Source organism: Streptomyces sp. NPDC057565, assembly GCF_042801455.1.
GTDB classification, from domain to species: Bacteria; Actinomycetota; Actinomycetes; order Streptomycetales; family Streptomycetaceae; genus Streptomyces; species Streptomyces yanii.
This window is the reverse complement of sequence record NZ_JBHVFU010000099.1, coordinates 1-18655: the sequence shown is the minus strand read 5'-3', so window position 1 is coordinate 18655 and position 18655 is coordinate 1. Positions and strand designations below refer to the sequence as shown.

At 67.5% G+C, this 18655-nt stretch carries 17 protein-coding genes and 7 pseudogenes; 8 read left to right on the top strand and 16 right to left on the bottom strand.

Going from position 1 to position 18655, the window contains the following annotated elements; translation table 11 throughout:
- The 3 genes and pseudogenes from ACFU8W_RS49805 to ACFU8W_RS49795 form a co-directional block, all read right to left on the bottom strand.
- Nucleotides 1-101, bottom strand: a pseudogene (locus tag ACFU8W_RS49805) (ABC transporter substrate-binding protein); the annotation flags it as partial.
- A 565-nt stretch (nt 102-666) separates the two neighbouring features.
- Nucleotides 667-1893: an NAD(P)/FAD-dependent oxidoreductase gene (locus ACFU8W_RS49800; protein ID WP_384052478.1), complete on the bottom strand. Its 1227-nt coding sequence runs from the start codon at nt 1891-1893 to the stop codon at nt 667-669.
- Between the two features lies 1 nt (nt 1894).
- Nucleotides 1895-2107, bottom strand: coding sequence for a ferredoxin (locus ACFU8W_RS49795; protein ID WP_384052477.1), 213 nt, complete (start codon nt 2105-2107; stop codon nt 1895-1897).
- 127 nt (nt 2108-2234) lie between these two features.
- Here ACFU8W_RS49795 and ACFU8W_RS49790 point away from each other — a divergent pair, with 127 nt between their 5' ends.
- On the top strand, nt 2235-3023 hold the full coding sequence (locus tag ACFU8W_RS49790) for an IclR family transcriptional regulator (RefSeq protein WP_384052476.1): 789 nt from the start codon (nt 2235-2237) through the stop codon (nt 3021-3023).
- 184 nt (nt 3024-3207) lie between these two features.
- On the opposite strand, the pseudogene ACFU8W_RS49785 reads toward ACFU8W_RS49790, so the two are convergent.
- The 4 genes and pseudogenes from ACFU8W_RS49785 to ACFU8W_RS49770 all read right to left on the bottom strand — a co-directional run.
- Nucleotides 3208-3273 (bottom strand): annotated as a pseudogene (locus ACFU8W_RS49785) (IS630 family transposase); the annotation flags it as partial.
- 18 nt (nt 3274-3291) lie between these two features.
- Nucleotides 3292-3471, bottom strand: a complete 180-nt coding sequence (locus ACFU8W_RS49780) for a transposase (RefSeq protein ID WP_384052475.1) — start codon at nt 3469-3471, stop codon at nt 3292-3294.
- 898 nt (nt 3472-4369) lie between these two features.
- Nucleotides 4370-4723, bottom strand: coding sequence for a hypothetical protein (locus ACFU8W_RS49775; RefSeq protein WP_384052474.1), 354 nt, complete (start codon nt 4721-4723; stop codon nt 4370-4372).
- Nucleotides 4720-6045, bottom strand: a complete 1326-nt coding sequence (locus tag ACFU8W_RS49770; RefSeq protein ID WP_384052473.1) for a PepSY-associated TM helix domain-containing protein — start codon at nt 6043-6045, stop codon at nt 4720-4722. Before ACFU8W_RS49770 ends, ACFU8W_RS49775 begins: the two co-directional genes overlap by 4 nt.
- A gap of 176 nt (nt 6046-6221) precedes the next feature.
- On the opposite strand from ACFU8W_RS49770, the pseudogene ACFU8W_RS49765 reads away from it, so the two are divergent.
- Both ACFU8W_RS49765 and ACFU8W_RS49760 read left to right on the top strand, forming a co-directional pair.
- Nucleotides 6222-6575 (top strand): annotated as a pseudogene (locus ACFU8W_RS49765) (IS1380 family transposase); the annotation flags it as partial.
- A 75-nt stretch (nt 6576-6650) separates the two neighbouring features.
- A pseudogene (locus ACFU8W_RS49760) lies at nt 6651-7094 on the top strand (hypothetical protein); the annotation flags it as partial.
- Here ACFU8W_RS49760 and ACFU8W_RS49755 read toward each other — a convergent pair.
- Nucleotides 7033-8406, bottom strand: a complete 1374-nt coding sequence (locus ACFU8W_RS49755; protein ID WP_384052472.1) for an APC family permease — start codon at nt 8404-8406, stop codon at nt 7033-7035. The pseudogene ACFU8W_RS49760 and the gene ACFU8W_RS49755 overlap by 62 nt on opposite strands.
- Nucleotides 8403-9347 (bottom strand): carbon-nitrogen hydrolase family protein, encoded by a 945-nt coding sequence (locus ACFU8W_RS49750; protein ID WP_384052471.1) that lies wholly within the window; start codon nt 9345-9347, stop codon nt 8403-8405. The genes ACFU8W_RS49755 and ACFU8W_RS49750 overlap by 4 nt, the downstream gene beginning before the upstream one ends.
- 176 nt (nt 9348-9523) lie before the next feature.
- Here ACFU8W_RS49750 and ACFU8W_RS49745 point away from each other — a divergent pair, with 176 nt between their 5' ends.
- Entirely contained in the window at nt 9524-10264 is a 741-nt protein-coding gene (locus ACFU8W_RS49745) for a TetR/AcrR family transcriptional regulator (protein WP_384052470.1), read from the top strand.
- A gap of 175 nt (nt 10265-10439) precedes the next feature.
- On the opposite strand, the gene ACFU8W_RS49740 is transcribed toward ACFU8W_RS49745, so the two are convergent.
- From ACFU8W_RS49740 to ACFU8W_RS49730, 3 genes are all read right to left on the bottom strand, one after another.
- Nucleotides 10440-10745: an integrase core domain-containing protein gene (locus tag ACFU8W_RS49740; RefSeq protein WP_384052469.1), complete on the bottom strand. Its 306-nt coding sequence runs from the start codon at nt 10743-10745 to the stop codon at nt 10440-10442.
- 204 nt (nt 10746-10949) lie between these two features.
- Nucleotides 10950-11603, bottom strand: coding sequence for a hypothetical protein (locus tag ACFU8W_RS49735; RefSeq protein WP_384052468.1), 654 nt, complete (start codon nt 11601-11603; stop codon nt 10950-10952).
- Nucleotides 11600-12148, bottom strand: a complete 549-nt coding sequence (locus ACFU8W_RS49730) for a TetR/AcrR family transcriptional regulator (RefSeq protein WP_384052467.1) — start codon at nt 12146-12148, stop codon at nt 11600-11602. Before ACFU8W_RS49730 ends, ACFU8W_RS49735 begins: the two co-directional genes overlap by 4 nt.
- Nucleotides 12149-12373: 225 nt before the next feature.
- Here ACFU8W_RS49730 and ACFU8W_RS49725 point away from each other — a divergent pair.
- Nucleotides 12374-12961, top strand: a pseudogene (locus tag ACFU8W_RS49725) (MFS transporter); the annotation flags it as partial.
- Nucleotides 12962-12989: 28 nt separating this feature from the next.
- On the opposite strand, the pseudogene ACFU8W_RS49720 reads toward ACFU8W_RS49725, so the two are convergent.
- Together ACFU8W_RS49720 and ACFU8W_RS49715 are read right to left on the bottom strand one after the other, a co-directional pair.
- Nucleotides 12990-13628, bottom strand: a pseudogene (locus tag ACFU8W_RS49720) (integrase core domain-containing protein); the annotation flags it as partial.
- Nucleotides 13629-13642: 14 nt separating this feature from the next.
- Nucleotides 13643-13900, bottom strand: coding sequence for a hypothetical protein (locus tag ACFU8W_RS49715; RefSeq protein ID WP_384052466.1), 258 nt, complete (start codon nt 13898-13900; stop codon nt 13643-13645).
- 527 nt (nt 13901-14427) lie between these two features.
- Here ACFU8W_RS49715 and ACFU8W_RS49710 point away from each other — a divergent pair.
- Nucleotides 14428-16053: a hypothetical protein gene (locus ACFU8W_RS49710; RefSeq protein WP_384052465.1), complete on the top strand. Its 1626-nt coding sequence runs from the start codon at nt 14428-14430 to the stop codon at nt 16051-16053.
- On the opposite strand, the pseudogene ACFU8W_RS49705 reads toward ACFU8W_RS49710, so the two are convergent.
- A pseudogene (locus ACFU8W_RS49705) lies at nt 16050-16232 on the bottom strand (UDP-N-acetylglucosamine--N-acetylmuramyl-(pentapeptide) pyrophosphoryl-undecaprenol N-acetylglucosamine transferase); the annotation flags it as partial. The gene ACFU8W_RS49710 and the pseudogene ACFU8W_RS49705 sit on opposite strands and share 4 nt — an antisense overlap.
- Nucleotides 16233-16354: 122 nt before the next feature.
- A complete protein-coding gene (locus tag ACFU8W_RS49700) occupies nt 16355-16660 on the bottom strand; it encodes an integrase core domain-containing protein (RefSeq protein ID WP_384052464.1) in 306 nt (101 codons plus the stop codon).
- A gap of 387 nt (nt 16661-17047) precedes the next feature.
- Here ACFU8W_RS49700 and ACFU8W_RS49695 point away from each other — a divergent pair, with 387 nt between their 5' ends.
- Together ACFU8W_RS49695 and ACFU8W_RS49690 are read left to right on the top strand one after the other, a co-directional pair.
- The gene (locus tag ACFU8W_RS49695) at nt 17048-18130 is read left to right on the top strand and encodes an integrase core domain-containing protein (protein ID WP_384052463.1); all 1083 of its coding nucleotides are present in this window, start codon (nt 17048-17050) and stop codon (nt 18128-18130) included.
- A gap of 10 nt (nt 18131-18140) precedes the next feature.
- The gene (locus ACFU8W_RS49690) at nt 18141-18476 is read left to right on the top strand and encodes a hypothetical protein (RefSeq protein ID WP_384052462.1); all 336 of its coding nucleotides are present in this window, start codon (nt 18141-18143) and stop codon (nt 18474-18476) included.
- Nucleotides 18477-18655 lie beyond the last annotated feature (179 nt).

Here is an 18655-nt window from a genome sequence, read left to right as displayed (position 1 = left end):
TCGCCACAGGCGGTCAGCAGCATGGTGCCGGCGACCGCGATGGCGCAGACCGCTGCAATCCGGGACGTTGCGGTCGTACGACGGGTGGTGCGTGCAGTCATGGTTGCGTCCTCCTGCGGACGAGGTCGTAGCTGATTGGGGTGAGCATCGACTTCTCGAGGAGTCGACGTGCCACATGGATGCGTTTATGCGGTGCGACCGGTGAAGAGTCACTCGCCAAGGCCCGGGCGCGAGGCCAACGAGGAGCTGGCAAGGGACTCGTCGCCGGATTTCGGCTCCGGAGCGCGTGCTCTCTCGGAATGGTGGTGCGAGGAGGTCAGACTATGCATGGAATGCAGTCATGCATAGTGCTCTTTCATGAATATTTTCCTGCATCGGGGCCCTCTCCAAATTCACGCTGACGCGTACTTGTCAGGGTCGCGAGGGGTTGTCTTCAAAGGGGCAATTCACCATCGCTGCCAACGCCCCTTCAACACCACCAGGTCACCACGACGCGCTCGCCTCCGAATCCGGAGAACCTGCAGCCGAGGCGCACCCGGGAACCACACACGGTCCAGGCAGGATGGATTCCCGGAGAAATGGCGACAGTTGAATGGGCGAGCCCACCAGTACCGAGGCCGGTGCAGACCCCAGTCCCGCTGAGTCCTGGCAGCGGGACTGGGGAAGTTACGCGTGAAGCCTGGGGCCTTGTTCCTGCTGCTCGGTTGCTGCTGCGACGAGTGACCGGTAGTGCGCGTGGCGAGCGGTCAGGTCGAGCATGACGACACCGACCAGGGCGCCGTCGCGGTGGTATCCGAGAGCGGCTTCGTTGGCGAGGTCGCCCTCTAGGAGGCGGATGTCCTCGGCGCCGAGTGCGGGTAGCCCGAAGGATTGGATCCGCCAGTCGTACTGGTCACTCCAGAATGAGGGCAACGGGCGGAATGGTGCCGGGTCGTTGGCTGTCCCGGTCAGGTAGGCGCCGAGTGTTCGACCAGCGCGTCGCGCGGTGTCAACTGCCATGTTCCAGTGCTCGACCCGCCGCGGGATCAGGTCGAAGAGCGGGTTGGGGAAGCGGGCGACGTCACCACAGGCCACCACGGCCGGGTGTCCCTCGACGTTCATCTGACCGTCGCACAGGACTCCGTCGGACATGTCGAGGCCGTTTCCCCCGAACGGGTCGGTGTTGGGCGTGGTGCCGACCGCTTCCACCACGACGTCGGCAGCGAGCTTGGTGCCGTCAGAGAGCTCGACCTTGCGGACCCTGCCCGGGCCGCTGAACGTGGTGGGAAAGACACCGAGATGAAACTGCACTCCGTGGCGATGGTGCCTGCGCCACAGCTCTTGCCCGAGCAGGTGGCCCAACGGGTTGTGCATCGGCGCCGCCTCGGGTGCCACGACTTGCACGTCGGCACCCAGGACGCTGCAGGTCGCGGCCACCTCGCAGCCGATGAACCCGGCGCCCAGCACGACCACGCGAGCTCCGGGGTAGACCTGCTGGCGCAGCTGGATGGCGTCCTCGGCCGTCCGCACCACATGACGGCCCACGGTCGGTCCGGGGAGGTCGAGGCGGCGCGGACGGGCGCCGGTGGCGATCACCAGACCATCCCAGCCAACGCTGGTGCCGTCGGCGAGCGTGAGAGAACGCTGCTGGAGATCGACGGAGCGCACGGTTGTTCCGATGCGCCAGGACACGTCCGTCGCAGCGCGGGACAGGCGAAAAGTCAAGGTGTCCAGGTAGGGGTCGTCTTCCAGCGCGCCCTTGGACAGCGGCGGCCTGTTGTAGGGCATGTGGGGCTCGGCACCGAAGACCAGGATCTCTCCGGTGAACCCGGAGCGGCGCACGGCCTCGGCGGCGCGCAGGCCAGCGAGGGATCCGCCCACGATGACGCACCGCTGCGCAGTCTGACTGTTCAAGTCAGTCTCGAATCTCAATGGCCTGGACGGGGCAGGCGTCCGCGGCCTCTTCGACGTCGTCGCGCTCGGCATCGCTGACATCGCCCGATTCATAGACATTGGCGCTCTGCTGACGGAAGGCGAGCCTTCCGTCCTCAGTGAGGGAGAACGCTCGCGCGGCGTACGCGCACTGTCCGTGGTCCTGGCACACCTTGAGATCAACAACAAAACGCATGAGGCACCTTCTACGAGGAAGAACCGGTCACACAGGGAGACGCTTCACGGTATGAGTTCCGCGACGGGCAGGCGCCTGTTAGCATCCCGAAACAGTCCAGCATCCCAGACAAAGTTGAGGGGATCGCATGCCGTTGGTCCCCTCGGTCACACAGGCCATCGCCGTGCTGCAATACCTCGGCAGTCGGCCGGCACCGACTCGGGCGAGCGTGATCATCACGGAGCTGGGGTTGCCGCGATCAACCGTCTACCAGCTGCTGGCCACGCTGCAGCAGTCCGGGTTCGTGGCGCATTACCCCGAGGACCGCACCTACGGCCTGGGGTTCGGCGCCTACGAGCTCAGTGCCGGCTACTCCCGGCAGGCGCCGCTGCAGCGGCTCGCGCGGATACCGATGGCCGCTTTGAAAGATCGGACACACAACAGCACGCACCTCGGCGTCCTGCACGGGCGAGAAGTGCTGTACGTGCTGGAGGAACGGGCCCCGCGACGCCCGCTACTGGTGACCGCAGTCGGGGTGAGACTGCCCGCGCACATCACCGCCAGTGGCCGAGCCCTGCTGGCGACGCTGCCACCCGAGCAGGTCCGGGCCTTGTACCCCGATCCGGAGTCCTTCGCGCACCGGTATCCAGTCGGGCCACACACCCTGTCCGAGTTGCGTTCCATGCTCCTCGACGTGCGCCGTCGGGGGTATGCCACCGAGCACGGTGAAGTCACCCGCGGCTTGTGCTCGGTGGCAACCGCTGTCCTGGATCGCACTGGCTACCCACTGGCCAGCATCGCGGTGACCTATCCGGAGGAGCACGCCACACCGGAGCTCACGGCCTCGGTCGTTCGGGAAGTGGTGCGCACCGCGGCCGAGCTGGGTCGTCGAGTCGGTGGTTCGGTCGGGCTGTGCGGCGACACCATAGATCCTTGATGGCCGGGGTTACGGCAGTTGGAGGTCGAGTCCGCTCTTGGCGATGAGACCCCCGATGAAGCTGGGGCGGTACTGCATCCGCTTGAGCCGCGCCTTCACCAAAGCGGTGAGCAGGTCGAGACACTGTTTGGTGAGGGGCCATCGACCTTTTCACGTGCGACCACACGCCCTCGACCGGATTGAGCTCAGGTGCATATGGCGGCAGCTGATAGACGGTCAGCCAAAGCCGGACGGCGATCAGCTCGTGCACGGCACGGCTGACGTGTGTTCAAGTTGCCCCACACCAGGACAACGGGGCCGCCAAGCTGCTTGTGGACGGCATCCAGCAGGCGGGCATATCGGTTTCGGTGAAGCCCTTGCGCCAGCCCTTCGCGGGGCCATCGTCGAGGCGGATCCGGTAGATCAGCCGTGGCCTGCGGCAGGCCTTGGTGAAGATCAGAGCGGCCATCTAAACCCGCTTGGTGCCCGCTGCAGTGACCCGCACCACCGGAGTGTGACCCGATTCCGGGCGAGAGTCCAGCGCTGGTCGGTCCGGCCGCACGCGGCCGGACCGTCCTCCAACACCGCCTCCAGTGCGCGCAGCTGGCTGGCATCGAGCATGCAGCGGGCGCCACCAGGGCCCTTGGAAATCAGGGCTTGCCGACCGCCCGATGCCAGCCCGGCGGCTAGCGGTTCACCAGCACCCGAGTCACACGGAACCTCCGGGCCACCTCTCGGTCACTGACCCCGTCTTTGATCAAGTCAGCGGCCGCGAGCCGCACTTGCTCGCACCGATCCCGTTCCTCGGCCGTCAACCCACCGCTATCGAGATACCTCATCCCTCCGGCGTAGCGCCGCCGACGGCAACCGCTGCGACCGGACGCAACCCATACCCTTAAAGATCTCTAAATCCGGGGCGTATCCCTTGCACTCACCCGAGCACCTGGCGCAACCTTTACTGAGTCCGCGTGGTGGTCGGTCCGAAGCCAGAGCAGCGCCAGTACCGGAAGGACGGCGGGCACAAAGCAGTACCCGCTGCCGAACCGAGACCATATCGTGTCGTCAGGAAACGCACGCGGGTCCAGCAGGCTCGCGGCCCCCACACCCACGACGCCCACCAGCTCCACCATGCACACCACAGCCGCAACCCGGTGCGCGCGCGGCCCGGACCCGGCCCGCAACAACGCGATGAGGCCGGCAAGGTAGATGAGCGCGGCCAGGGCCGACAGCGTGTAGGCCAGCGGGGCTCGCGAGGCGTGCGTCGCCAGCTGGACCGTGCTACGGCCCCCGGCAGCGAGAGCAAACACCGCATAGGTGGCCGGCAGTACTCGCGCCACATCCAGCCGGCCCGTCCACGTAGCAGCCATCTATGCCGCCCCAGTCATCTGCATCCTCAGTACGACGACCGCGGCCGCCGCGCACCCGACCGCACTGGTTATCCCCACACTCTTTCGCCCGGCCCCGCCGATCAACACTGTGAGCGGCACCACCAGCACCGCGGCGCCGACGTAGGCAAGGTGCACGGACAGGTCGCGCGGTCGGTGGCCAGTGGCGACGGTCGCCACGTCGAGCGCGGCCAGCAGTACCAGGGCCACCTCGAGCACGCCCAGGGCCGCCACCACTATCCGAGGTTGGGGTGTCTCACGAAGGGACTGGATCACGATCCATCCGGCGAGTCCGCATGCGTACAGGACTGTGGTGAGCGCGAGGGACTGACTCATGTGGCCGGCACCGCTTGCCGACGTGCCTGCCGGGCGCGACGTTTGCGGGTACGCACCAGCCAGGTCGAGGCGCCGGTCACCGCCAGCAGGAGCGGACTCAGCCCGAACGCGGCCCAGATGAGACGCCACCCCCCGTTGACGTACCACCCAAAGTGGCTGGGATAGATCACCTGCTCGTAGAACGTGTTCGCAGTCGTCGAGCCGTGACCGCCCCAGACCACCTTTACGTGCTTGGCGTCGTACCTGTCCACGTAGACCCAGCCATTCCCGGCCAGCATGGTCTGGCTGTACGGGTCTCCGGAAGGCTGGGAGATCTCAAAAAGGTAGGCCGAGGTGGGGTCGGCGGGGTCGGGCAGGGTGGTGTTGTGGATCGTCCCGGCAACGGTGGCTAGAGCTGCCTTCGAAGCCGCGTCGATGCCGATGTCTGCGCCCGTCGGTGAGTTTGTTCTATCGCTGGAGAATGCCCAGTTCAAGCTCTTCACGTCGGCGTGGTCGGTATGGCCACCGGTGACGACCAGGAAGGCCTGCTGGATGAACGGGAACTGGGCGGCCGCCCCGGTCAGGCCCCACATCAGCAGGAAGGGAATCGCCACGATCCCCACGACCTTGTGCAGATCCCGGTCACGTACGTAGCCGCTCTTACCGGCGCGGACCCGGAAGCCGCTGGCAAGCCGCTTGATCCCCGGCCACCACAGCACAATCCCGGACAGCGCCAACAGCATCAGCACCACCCCGAGAATCCCGATCAACGCCGACCCAAACGTGACCCCCTCCAGCTGAGCAACCCCAAACGATGGGATCGTGTGGGCCATGAACGGCACGTATCCTGGATAGTTGGGGCTGGACAGGCCGAAGGCGTGAATGTTCTCCATCAGCCCCTGGAAGCCGCCATAGAAGTGGCCAGACCCCGTGATGCGGCCCGAACCCGGATCGACTCCGTAGATGAGGTTCAGGTGTTCATCGGCAACCAGCCACATCCCCTCGTCCTTCGTCACGCTGCCCGGCGCGAAACCTGGGTAGGCTTTGTGGACCACCGAGACCGCTTGGCCTGCCGTCAACGAGACATCGGTGTAGGTGGGGCGATAAAGGTCCGCGTTGCGCGTCCGGAACAGCTCGGCACCCCACAGGAGCGGAACGCCGCACGTCATTTGAACCAGCATCAACGAACCGACCACCAGCGCCACCCAGCGGTGGATCATGGCAAGCGTCCGACGCACCGGCTCCGGTCGGCCACGCCGGACCGGTTTGGATCGCGCGGGCTCCGGCGAAGACATCCCGGTCTGCACCGGCGCTTCCGCCCGCGCAACGCGGCCAGCGTTCATACCGTGGTCTCCAGGCTCCGCAGCAGATTGATTCATGGCCACACCCCACACCCCACCGCGTCGCAGATCGATCCCTGCAGCGCCGATTTAGTCTGGGATTCTGGACAAACGGCCACGGCTGCTCACGCTGCTCTGAGGTTCTCGCCGGGCCAGGCCGGGCGGCAGTGGGGCGAGGGCTTGTCCGCACCGACAGCGCCGGATCCGCGAAAGCCTTCCTCGCCCACGTCCGGGCTCTGGGTGAGCACGGCCTCAACCTGCGGTTCTCGGTCGGATACGCGGTCACCGAGCCGGTCCGCCGTGCTGTCCGAGCCATACCCGACGCTCTCTGGCACCCCGCCCTGGACCAGAACGGAACCCTGCGTGACGGCGCCGAGGTCGCCGAGCTCACCGGCATGGTCGACCTGACCGGCTATCCGGCCGGCACCCGCATCATCGTGTGCCGAGAACGCCCGCACCCCGGAGCACAGCTGTCCCTGTTCGATCAGGACGAGGGCCTGCGTCATCAGGCGTTCCTCACCGACACCCCGTCCTGCGGGCTCACCGTGAAGGCCAGGGCGCGCAACGTACACGCTCTCAGCTCCCAATTCCCCGCCTCACAGCCAGACCGCTGCGACCTCTACGGCCTCGCCTGCGTCGTCCACGAGATCCTGACCGGCCGCCCGCCCTTCCAGCGCGAGGACGACATGGCGTTGCTGTGGGCGCATCAGTACGACGCGCCGCCCCCGCCGAGCGAGGCGCGCCCCGACCTCGGGCCTGCCGTCGACGCGGTCTTCGCCAAGGCCCTCGCCAAGAGCCCGGACGACCGCCACGACACCTGCCTGGACTTCGTCGCCGCCCTGCGCGCCGCCGGCACCGCCACCGACCTCGCCGCCACCTCCGCGCCCGGCCACGCGCGGCCGGGCACGGAGGCAGTCCGTGAGGCGCAGGCTGCCCCTCCGGATCCACCGGCGTGGGCGGAACCCGTCTTTCGTCAGGGCGACTCTTCCGCTAGGGCGCCACGACCTCGTTCAGGTCGAGTTCGGGCGTCGGGCGGCGGAAACCGCGGGTGAGCCAGAGCAGGTAGCCGAACCCGGCGGCGAGCCAGCAGCCGCCGATGGTCAGCGCGACCCCGCTGAGCTGCGTCATCAGATAGATGGTGACGCAGACACCGAGCGCGGGGGCGACGACGTAGCCGAGCACCCTCGCGGCGCCGGAACCCAGGGCTCCCCGGTTGCGGACGAAGTACACGACGACGCACACATTGACGGCGGTGAAGCCGAGGAACGCGCCGAAGTTGATGAACGACGTCGCGGTCTCCAGAGAGAGGTCCAGGCCGAACAGACTGACGGCCCCGGTGAGCGCGATGCACAGGACCGGGGTCCCGGTCCGGGCGTTCAGCGCCCCGAAGAAGCGCTTCGGCAGCACTCCGTCGCGGCCCATGATGTACAGCAGCCGGCTGGAGCTGAGCTGGACGGCGAGCCCGGAGGCGAACCCGCCGACGATCCCGGCGATGTTGGTCCAGTCGGCGAAGGTCTGCCCGCCGACCTCGACGGACATCGTGTACGCGACGATCTGCGGGTTGTCGAACACGCCGCCGGGGTGGACCAGCTGCATCACATACGCGACGGCGGCGAAGAGCAGGCCGCCGATCGCGATGACGAGCACGACGGCGCGCGGGATGGTCCGCCGCGCGTCTCGTGCCTCCTCGGAGAGCGTGGTCACCGCGTCGAAACCGAGGTAGGAGTACGCGGCGACGGCGGCCGCGGCGGAGACACCGCCGAGGGTGGTGTGCGTGTTCCAGAACGGCGCGGTGTAGGAGTGTGGCGCGTGATGGGTCAGGTGGACCAGGCAGTAGGCGACGAACAGCAGGACCAGGAACACGGCCAGCGCGGTCAGCACCTTGTTGACGCGGTCGGTCAGCGTGAGCCCGATGATGTTGACCGCGGTCGTCAGGACGGCGTTGAGCAGCATCCAGACCCAGACCGGCACGGCCGGGAACTGCGCGTTGAGGTACAGCGACTGGACGAGCCAGGCGACCATCGGCAGCAGGAGGTAGTCGAGGAGCACGGCCCAGCCGACGAGGAAGCCGGCCGGGGCGCCGAGCAGGTTCCTGGCGTAGGAGTACGCCGAGCCGGAGACGGGGAAGTGCCCGGCCATCTTGGCGTAGCTCAGGGCCGTCAGGAACATCGCCGCGGTGGCCACGATGAACGCGGTCGGCGCGGTGCCCGCGCTCGCCACGGCGATCACGCCGAAGATCACCATGACCAGGCTCGGCGCCATGTAGGCGAGCCCGAAGGTCACCACCGAGGCGAGCGAGAGCCGGCCGGTGAGCTGCGCCGGCGCGTCGTGCGGGGCGGTGCGGGCGTCCTGTGTCTCGCTCATCGGGTCTCGTCCTCTCCGGTGGCGGGGGCAGCGGCCTCAGTGGCTGCGGGGGCGGCCGGGCGCAGTGCGTCCGGCGTCCAGGGGGAGACCGCGGGCCGCCAGGTCCTGGGGTCGATGCGGCCGTTGTAGAGGGGCAGCTCCAGCGGGGTGTCGTCCAGCGTGAAGTGGTCCCAGGGCCAGGAGTCGCCGCCCGTGCCGTACTTCCGCGCGGCCGCGACCCGGTCGAGGTCGACGACGGCAAGCAGGGTGGTGTCCTCCATGCCCACGGCGGCGACCTGGATGTGTCCCTCGGGGTCGACGAGGAGGCTGCGGCCCTGTGCGGTCGGGCCCGCGCCGTTGACGCTGGCGACCCAGACCTGGTTGACGATGGCGTTCGCCTGGTTGACCGGGATCTCCTGCGCGCGGCCCGACGTCGACGTCTGCACGACGTTGACGACCAGCTCCGCGCCCATCCAGGCGAGGTGGCGGGTCACCTCGGGGTACCAGGAGTCGTAGCAGATCGACAGGCCGATCCGTCCGGTCCCCGGGATGTCGAAGACGACGAACTCCCGGCCGACGCACATGGGCTCGTAGGGGCGCCAGGTGAAGATCTTCCGGTAGTGGGCGACCAGGCTCCCGTCCGGGCCGTAGACCACGGCGGTGTTGTAGACCTTCCCGTCCGCGCCGCGTTCCAGCACGGTCCCAGGGATCAGCCAGATCCCGAGTTCGCGGGCCAGTTCGGCGAGCGCCTTGCCGCGCGGGCCGTCGAGCGGCTCCGCGTACACGGCGTAGTACTCCTCCAGGGACATCGTCTCCATGCCCTCGGAACACAGGTGCAGCTCGGGGTAGACGACGAGCTCCGCCCGGTTGGGCGACTTCATGCGCAGCCGTAGGCCCTCGGCGAACTGCTCGAAGGACTCGGCCGGTGCCTGCACGAGGGCGAGGCGTATATGGCGGCTCAATGGGTTTCCTGACGACGGGGGACGAGAGGGACCACGGGTTCGCGGCTCGGAGGGGCGACGGAGAACGGTGTGGTCGACATAAGGAACCCGATGCGAAACACTGTTGTCAACGGTGTTGGCACTTTCCTTGGTAACTCGTTGGTAGGGTCACCGGAGCCGCCCGATCAAGGAGAGCCATGGCGAAGAAGACGGCGACGAGCGCAGCCGCCCAGCGGTCCGGCGACGACGTGGCCGCACGGCCCAGCCGTCAGGAGCGCAGGAAGCTGCGCCGGGAAGCCGCCGTGAACGCCGCCTTCCAGCTCGCCGAGCGGGAGGGCGCCGCCGGGCTCTCGATGCGGCGGCTCGGCCAGGAGCTCGACGTGGACGCGACGATCCTCTACCGGCTCTTCCGCGACAAGGACGAGCTGCTGCTCGCCATGGCCGAGCGGACGATCCAGATGATCCTCGACGAGATCGGGCAGGTGCTGGAGGGCGAGGCGTGGCAGGACACCCTGCGGCGGGTCGCCGAGAGCACCTGGCGGATCCAGACCCGCTACCCGGCGATCACGGTGCTGACCTTCGCGCGCACCACCGGCGGGCCGGCCGAGCAGCGCCTGGTGGAGATCATCCTCTCCGCCTTCGCGCGTTCGGGACTGGCCCCCGACCGGGCCGTGCTCCACTACCGGACCTTCGTGGACACCACCCTCGGCCTCTGCGCGCACTCCGCCGCGCTCAGCTCGCTCGATCCCGAGGTGCGCGAGAAGGACGACACCACCTGGACCCGGGTCTACGCCCGCCTGCCCGAGGCGGCCTACCCCGTCACCCGGACCTTCATCGACGAGCTGAGCAGCGTCACGCCGAAGGCGATCTACGACACCGCCGTCGACGCCGTGCTCGCCGCGGCCGAACGGGCCGCGGCCGGGAGTCGGCCTGCCTGAACGCCCTGCACCGTCGGCGCGACACGCGCGTGCTTACTTTGTGATGGTTCGCCGCATCCCGGTCGCGCCCCGCCGGTGCATCAGCCGGGCAGGCAGCGCGCCCAGGAAGCCCGCGACCAGCCTGTGCCGCTCGAAATTACGAATTGCTGCTGTGAGCTGCGGTGATGGGGTTCGGTCAGGCGGCGCGGAGGTAATCGTTCACCAGGCCGCCGAGAACGGGGCGTCGCCTGATCCGGTGCGCCTGGAGGTCGGTGACGGTGGCTACGGTGGGCGGTTCGTCGCTGGCCGGGGGTAGCTGCGCCCGGGACTGGTGGGGGCGGTGCCCGTTGTAGTGCCGGATGTAGTCGGTGAGCACCGCTTGGGCGTGGGCCTCGTTGTGGATCAGCACCCGCTCGAGCACCTCGCGGCGCAGGGTGCCCACGACTGTCTCGCAGATCGCGTTCGCTCTCGGTGCCCGAGGCGGGCTGAGCAGGATCTCCACGTCGTCGGCCTCGAAGACGGCGTCAAAGGAACGGGTGTACTTGCTGTCCCGGTCCCGGAGGAGGGCCGCCCGGTCGGGCCGGAGCGCTGCGGGGCCGGGTCGATGCCGGCGGCGTGGAGGATCTCCCGGACCGTGGACGGGGCGATCGGGTAGCCGAGGCGGGCGAGTTCGCCCTGTATCCGGCGGTGGCCAGTTGCTTCGGGCTCAGGATCGGCGGCCGAGGGCTGCGCCGAGCGTGGCGATCCAGACCAGTAGCAGGGGCAGCGATACGAACGCCATCGGGGCCAGGGCGGTGGACAGCAGCAGGTAGCCGATGCCGGACGCGGTAATCGTGGCGGCGAGGGCCCAGCCGGTGACGGCCTCCCAACGCCGCAGCAGTGAGCCGTGCCGCGAGGCCGCGCAGGCAGCTGCGGCGAGCGCGGCGAGCGCGAACATCTTGACGCCGTCCACGCGCTGGACCGCCTCGAACAGTGCGCCGGTCCTGCCCGGTGACGCCGGATCGGCTCCGAGCACGGCGATCAGCTCCAGGACGAGTTGCACAGACGCGAGTGCGGCCGCGGCCGTCCCGGCCCATCCGGCGAAGCGAGCTGTAGCGTTGCCGGTCCGGCGGGCCCAGCCGAGCAGTCCGGATCCGACGACCACAAGGCTCGCGGCCGCCACACCGTGCACGAGCAGCGCCTGGGCGATCGCCTGGACCGGCCGGTCGGCGTACGCGGCCGCGATCCGGGCGTGTGCGTCACCGACTTCGGGCGTGGCGCCCCATGCGACGGTGAGCCCGACGATCCATGCCGCGGCGTGTGTGTATCCGGCGGTGCGGGAGGCGGTGGCGGTGGCCAGCCCCGTAGCGATCACGGTCATGCGGTGTCTCCCTGGCTTTTGTCGCGGATGGCATGGGCGAACGCCTCCCAGCCGACTCGCCATGCGGCGTCCAGGTCTGCGCCGGGTGAAAAGCGGCCGTCGAGTTCGAGCACGACCATGCCGTGCGCGAACGCCCAGAGCGAGCGAGCGATGTCGACGTCGCCGTGCGCCGCGCGGACCAGCGGCATCGCCGCACGCTCCTCGAGCCCTTCGGGCAGTGCGGTGCGGGCGAGCGGCAGGGTGTGGGTGATGCGGTAGAGGTGCGGGTTGGCGAGAGCGTGCCGCCGGTAGGCGCGGGCGAGCGCAGGCAGGGCCGGTTCGACACCGATCTCGGCTTCGGCGGCCTCCAGTTCCTGCGCCAACTGGGCCATGCCTTGCCCCTGGAGTGCCGCCTCGACAGCGGCCTTGTCGGGGAAGTGCTTGTACAAGGACGGCGCCCGGATGCCGACCCGCTCGGCGATGCGCCGCATCGACAACGCGTCCGGCCCTTCAGTCTCGAGCAGTTCCCGGGCGGCGGCCGTGATCTGCTGCACGCGGTCAGCCACGGTGCGCCGTCCGCGCGGTTGGAATGCTGGTGGGCCGGCCGGTGCTGCCGGTGGTCGTGGTAGTGGTCACGGTGGTCCTTCCGCGTCGGGACTGATCCGATTGAGCTAACAGTGTTAGCCGCGCGGTCGTCACCATACGGCTAACGGTGTTAGCCGTCAAGCCTGGAGGGTGTCAAACTCCGATCAGGCCGCTGAGCTGTGAGCCTCCCGTACCACGTCCCCGCGCTGGTCCTGCTGGTGCTCTTCGGCTGGTACGAGACCCGTGTTCGGCACCCGCTACTGCCCATGCGGCTGTTCCGCAGCCCGGCGCTGACCATCGGCGCCCTCGTCACCGCGATCAACTTCTTCGTGCTGCTCGACGCTATTTTCTTCCTGATGCTGTACCTGCAGAACGTGCGGGGTCTGGCCCCGGTCGAGGTGGGTGTGAGCACCCTGCCGCTGAGCCCGGCCTCCGTGGTCGCGGCACCGCTGGGGGCGGCACTGACCGAGCGGTTCGGCGCGCGTCTGTCGATGCCGGCCAGCGTGCTGCTGGAGGCGGTGGCGTCCCTGTGGATGCTGACCTGGGACACACACTCCGCGTACGCCGCCATGTGGCCGCCGTTCGTGCTGGTCGGTCTCGGTGTGGGCATGGTTATGTCGGCGTCCTCGGACGCGATCGTCGGCAACGCGCCCGTCAGGGACGGCGGCGTGGCGAGCGGCCTGCAGTCCACCGCGCCGCAGATCGGCGGCGCATTGGGCACGTCCGTACTGGTCTCGTTGATCAGCAGCCGCGTGAGCTCAACGCTCTTCGGCGAGTTGACCGGCGCCGGGGTTGCGGGTGTCGATAGATCATCCGGCCTGGTCAAGCGGTATGTCGGTACTCATGAAGGGTTCCGCTGAGTCGGTCTCGTCGGCCGACCTCCAGGTACCTGATCTGTGCTGACACGCTGATCGGTTCGGGTAGCGGGCGGAGCGGTGCGGCTTGGCCCAGGGCTCGGTGCGGCCGATGGCGGTTGTAGAAGGTCTCGAACTCGCGGAGCGCATGCAGGAGGTGCCTCTGGTTCCAGATCAAGGTGCGGTCCAGGAGCTCCCTGCGGCAGGTCTGTATCCAGCGCTCCACGACGGAGTTCATTCGGGGTATCTGGATGCCGGTGGTGACGACTGTCAGTCCGGCGTCGGCCAGCAGGGCGTCGAAGGACTGCGTGAACTTCGAGTCGCGGTCACGAATGAGGAATCGGGCCTGGCTGCCCACGTCCTCGAGGTCCATGAGGAGATTGCGGCCGAGCTGCACGACCCAGTCCGCCGTGGGGTGCGCGGTGGCGCCCAGGATCCGGACGCGCCGGGTGGAGTGCTCGATGACGGCGAAAACGTATAGACGCGCCCCGGTGAGGGTTCGGGTCTCGAAGAAGTCGCAGGCGAGCAGCGCGTCGGCCTGGCTGCGCAGGAAGTCGGCCCAGTTCGTGCTCTGCCGTTCGGGCGCGGGTGGGATGCCGTGCTGTCTGTGCGTGAGCTACGTCAGGTGACCGTGACGCGCAGGACGTATCGCTTGCCCGTACTGATCGCTTCGGCCTGCTCCGCCAGGTCAGCGTGAGTGAACTCGAGCAGAGCGTGGTCGGCTGCGCGGCGCAGCAAGGGCAGGATCTCGGCTGCCGATTTGCCTTGATGAGTCTCTGCAAGCTGGGCGAACGCTTGCTGATAGGGCGCGCCGTACGACCCCGCGCTGTCTGTCAGCAACCGGTCCAGATGCTCCTTGCCCACCCTGATTTCACCCATGACTTGCTCCGTCATCTGAAGGGGCCTGGCCGATCCGAGCCCTCACCTACGACGCTACGAGCTGGGTCTGACACTGCAGTCCCAACACGAGGTCGGCCGGCCTCAGATGGCGTCCCGCCGAGTCGTGTAGCAGCGATTACTGCATAGTCCCTGGTCATAGGGCGACCATCGCGCAACTCAGGGCTGCGAGCCGGACACCGGGCGACCTGTCAGCACAGCCCTCTCCGCGGCTACGTGGGATGAAGGGCCGCAGAGCATTCGGAGCCCTCGGCAGGGCACGTCCAGGCACACCTCACGCTGCTGGTAGCCGCACCACGCGGCGGCTGCTCCAGCCTCGCGGAGGCAAGCCCCGCACAGCTGGAAGGGATCAAGGGCGCAACGGGCCTCGGTGTGTGGACGGTCCACGGGCAAGAAGTACGTGCCCTGAGTCTTGCGCCGCATGTTGGGCGCTGGCAGCCTGTGCGCAACAGCAGACGTCTTACGTCTGCTGTCCGAGTCATCCCTTTACGTCAAAGCAAGGAGAGCACATGAGTGACGAGACCTTCAGACCGATGACGAGGCGGGGTGTATTGCTCGGCGGCCTGGCTGCGACGGCGATGGGCGCTGCGGGCACCCTGGCCGCAGCAGGACCGTCAAGTGCCGGGCCACTGGTCGCAACTCCCACCGCCAGCGGTTCTCCGCTGGCTGACCCGACGAGTCGGCCGCACAGGTACTTCGCGTTCGACACCGGTATATGGAACGGCCACCGGGGAATGGCGAACTGCCAGATCGAGATGGGCAGTTTCGTCAAAGACGTAGACCACAATCCCCTTTTCAGGGAGGGGATCTTCGAGAATCCCCGACTGCCTTGGGAGCCGCGCTTCGACAACGGATACCCGAACGTCTTCTGGGACCCGGAGCACAAGAAGTTCCGCTGCTACTACACGCTCTTCCTCCGCGATCCGGCGTCGCTCAACACGTCTCCGGAGAAGAGGTCCGGGCGGGACTACGTCATAGCCAACAGGGAGACCGGCTGCTGCTACGCGGAGTCCACCGATGGTGTGCACTGGACGAAGCCCAAGCTGGGTCTGGTCAGCTTCGATGGCAGCAAGGACAACAACATCCTGTTCGAGCACGCCCAGGGAACGTCCGTGCTCTACGACCCCGCGGATCCGGACCCAACCCGCCGGTACAAGCTGATCACGTTGCGCGAGGCGGGGGGAACGTCGCTGTGCGTGGCCTTCTCATCCGACGGCATCCACTTCAGTGATCTCAAGCCCTGGCCGGCCAACAGCCCGTCCCCTGGTGCGGACTGCCACAACCTCGTCTTCCGCGACTCGCGCACGAATGAGTACGTACTCATCACACGGTTGTGGGACAGCAACATCCGCGTGTCCGCGATGTCGCGGTCCACCGACTTCATCAACTGGTCCAAGCCGGTCGAGGTCCATCGGGGCAACGGATTCGACTCTCAGATCTACTCGATGCCGGTCTTCGAGTACGGCGACCTCTATGTCGGGCTTGCCTCGCTGTACCGCGACGGCGACACCACGCTTCCGCACTACGACACCGTCGACCTGGCACTGCAGTGGTCCATCAATCTAACTGAGTGGAACAACGTCGCACCCGAGGACAGCACATTCATTCCGCATGGCAAGGGCATGGGGAAGTACCCGCGCGGCGACTTCGACAGCAGCGTCATCTTCTCCTCGATCCCCGTAGAGATCGAAGAAAGGCTGTACTTCTACTACATGGGCGGGAAGGGCCAGCACACCGGCTGGCGCGAGTCCGCACTCGGTAGGGGCTACATCGAGAAGGACAAGTTCGCTTGCTACGGCAGCCGAACAGGGAACAGGCCCTCCTCCCTCACATCGCAAGGCTTTAACTTCTTCGGCGAGAACGTCGAGCTGCTCGTCGACATTGAAGACGGCGGCTGGGTCAAAGTGGACCTGATGAACCAGGGGGGAACCGTCGTCCAAAACGGCTTCGAAGCCGACAACAGCACACTCCGAGATCGCGGCGACGGGTGGCACCAACTCACCTGGCATAATTCATCCGTCATGAATCTCAATCGTGAGTCCTTCTACGCAATGAGGATCACGATGCAAAAGGCGAAGCTCTGGGCAATCCAAGGCGACCTGTACGTTCGCCCATTGAAGTACGGCAAGCCGTAACCGGACAGCACCTCGGGGTGCACCGGGTTGCCGGTGACGACCGCTGTCGCACGGGCGCCGTCCGGCAGGTACTGGAGCGAGGACTCCGAGGACACGGCGAAGCGCGTCGCGGCACGGGCGAGCGCCCGGTTGGCCAGGCCGAGGCGGACGGTCTGTTCGTGGACGACGAGCGTGCGCTTGCCGGAACCCCCATCCGTGCTGCTCACGCCGCATGTTGGTACTCATTCAGGATGCCGCCGAGCCGTTCGCGTCGGCGTATGTCGAGGCGGGCTTTCTCGTCCGGATTGGCAATCGGTGTGGGCTAGGGGCGTAGCGGCCGAGTGTTCGCGATGCCCTGGTGTGGGCGGTGGGAGTTGTAGAACTGCTCGAACTCGCGCAGGGCATGGAGGAGATGGTGCTGGTTCCAGATCAAGGTGCGGTCCAGGAGCTCGCGTCGGCAGGTCTGCACCCATCTTTCCGTGATCGAGTTCATCCTCGGCGTCCGGACAGTGTTGAGCACGGCCTCGATCCCCGCGTCCTTGAGGATCGCGTTGAACAGGGCCGGGAACTTGCCGCCCCTGTCCCGGATCAGGAACCGGGCCCGGCAGCCGGCGTCCTCGAGGTCCATGACGAGATTCTTCGCGGCTTCAGTAGCGCGGCCACTCGTAACGACCAAGCCTGCAGGTCAGAGCACGGCCCTTCGCCCGCACCGCCTTCGAGCACAAGTTCGACACCCTTTGCGCCCTGCGCGCCGCGAATCTCTGACCGCGGCCACGAGACCCTTCACGGTCCGGGCACCGAGGGCCGAACACAGAGAGGGATGCGCCGGTCGATCCCCCCGCGCGCCCGAACGTCAAGTGACCGATGGAGCGTCGTCGCGAATTGTGTCACAATCCTTGCGTTGCTGACCTGTGGGTGCCGACAATCCTGTCACCTACGCTGAGCTGCGATTTGAGGGTCACGATGTGATCACGTCGAAAGCGCTCGTGACTCCGTCGGCGCACGCTTGGGAGTCATGACGCTCCGTCTGGTCTACCGATTCGCGTGCTTGATGCTCGGCTGGCTGCGCCTGCTGGCGCGGTCCTCCGCGGCCAAGGATGTCGAGATACTGGTGCTCCGGCACCAGCTGGCCGTCCTGCAGCGCAGCAGTCCCCAGCCCGCCTTCAGCCGCGGGGACCGAGCGGTGCTCGCAGCCCTGCTCCGACTGCTGAGCAAGCGTCATCGTTCGACGCTGAAGCTGCTGGTCACCCCACGTACCGTGCTGCGCTGGCACGCGAGGCTGGTCGCGAAGAAGTGGACCTACCCGCACCGAGGCCCGGGCCGCCCTGCCAAGCCCGAGGCACTGCGCGCCCTGGTACTGCGCCTGGCCCGCGAGAACGACGGATGGGGGTATCGCCGGATCCACGGCGAACTGCTCAACCTGGGCTGGAAGGTCGCCGCCTCCACCGTCTGGGAGATCCTGCAGCGGGCCGGGGTCGATCCGGCGCCCCAGCGTGCCGACCGCTCCTGGGCAAAGTTCCTCACCGCCCAGGCCCAGGGGATCCTTGCCGTCGACGTCTTCCACGTGGACACGGTCTTCCTGCGGCGCCTGTTCGTCCTGTTCTTCATCGAGCACGGCACCCGGCGAGTGCACATCGCCGGCGTCACCCGCCATGTCAACGCCGAATGGGCCATCCAGCAGGCCCGCAACCTCCTGATGAACCTGGACCACACACGCACCACCGGCATCCGGTACCTGATCCGCGACAACGCCGGCTACTTCACCGAGGGCTTCGACGCGGTCTTCACCGCCGTCGGCGCCCGCGTGGTGCCCATCCTGCCGGGCGTACCCCGGATGAACGCGATCGCCGAGCGCTGGGTCGGATCATGCCGCCGCGAGGCCACCGACCGCGCCCTGATCACCGGAGAGCGGCACTTGCGCCTCGTCGTCGACGAGTACGCGACCCATCACAACGAACATCGGCCTCACCGATCACTCGGACAGCGCTGCCCCGACGGTGTCGATGCGCCCGAACCACCCGCCGCCGATGACCCATCGCGTGTCATCCGGCGCGACCGCCTTGGCGGCCTCATCCACGAGTACGCGCAGGTCGCATAAGGTGACGGGATTGTCGGCACGCACAGGCTTCAACATGTTCAGGGAGTGGCTGGCCCAGGTAGAGGGATTCACCCTTGCTGAGATGAACGGATTCGGTGGAGAGCGTACGTGGAGCAGCGTCTCCACCACGCTGGCCCCACTACTCGACCATCCAGACGACGACGGCTCTCTCGTGCCTGCTCAATGCGCGGCCATGCTGCCCAGGCTGGAAGCAATCATCGACCAGCGGCAGCGACAACACGAGGACAGTGACCCCGTCCTCCAGCGACGCATCGACGACGCCCGCCAGCTGGTCACCGTCATGAAGTACTGCTTGGACAAGGACGTCGAGCTCATCTTCTGCTGACCGCCCGCAGGCGCCCGCATCCGCAGCGAGAAGGGCATCCGCTGGGGCGGACGTCCCCCTCAACGCCGCAGCCTGACCGACCGCGAACCGCAGCCCCGGAGTGCCGAAAGGGACAAGTTCACGAGAAGGACAGCGACAGAAGGACGACTCAGGAGGCGGACGGCTCGATCTCCCCCGCA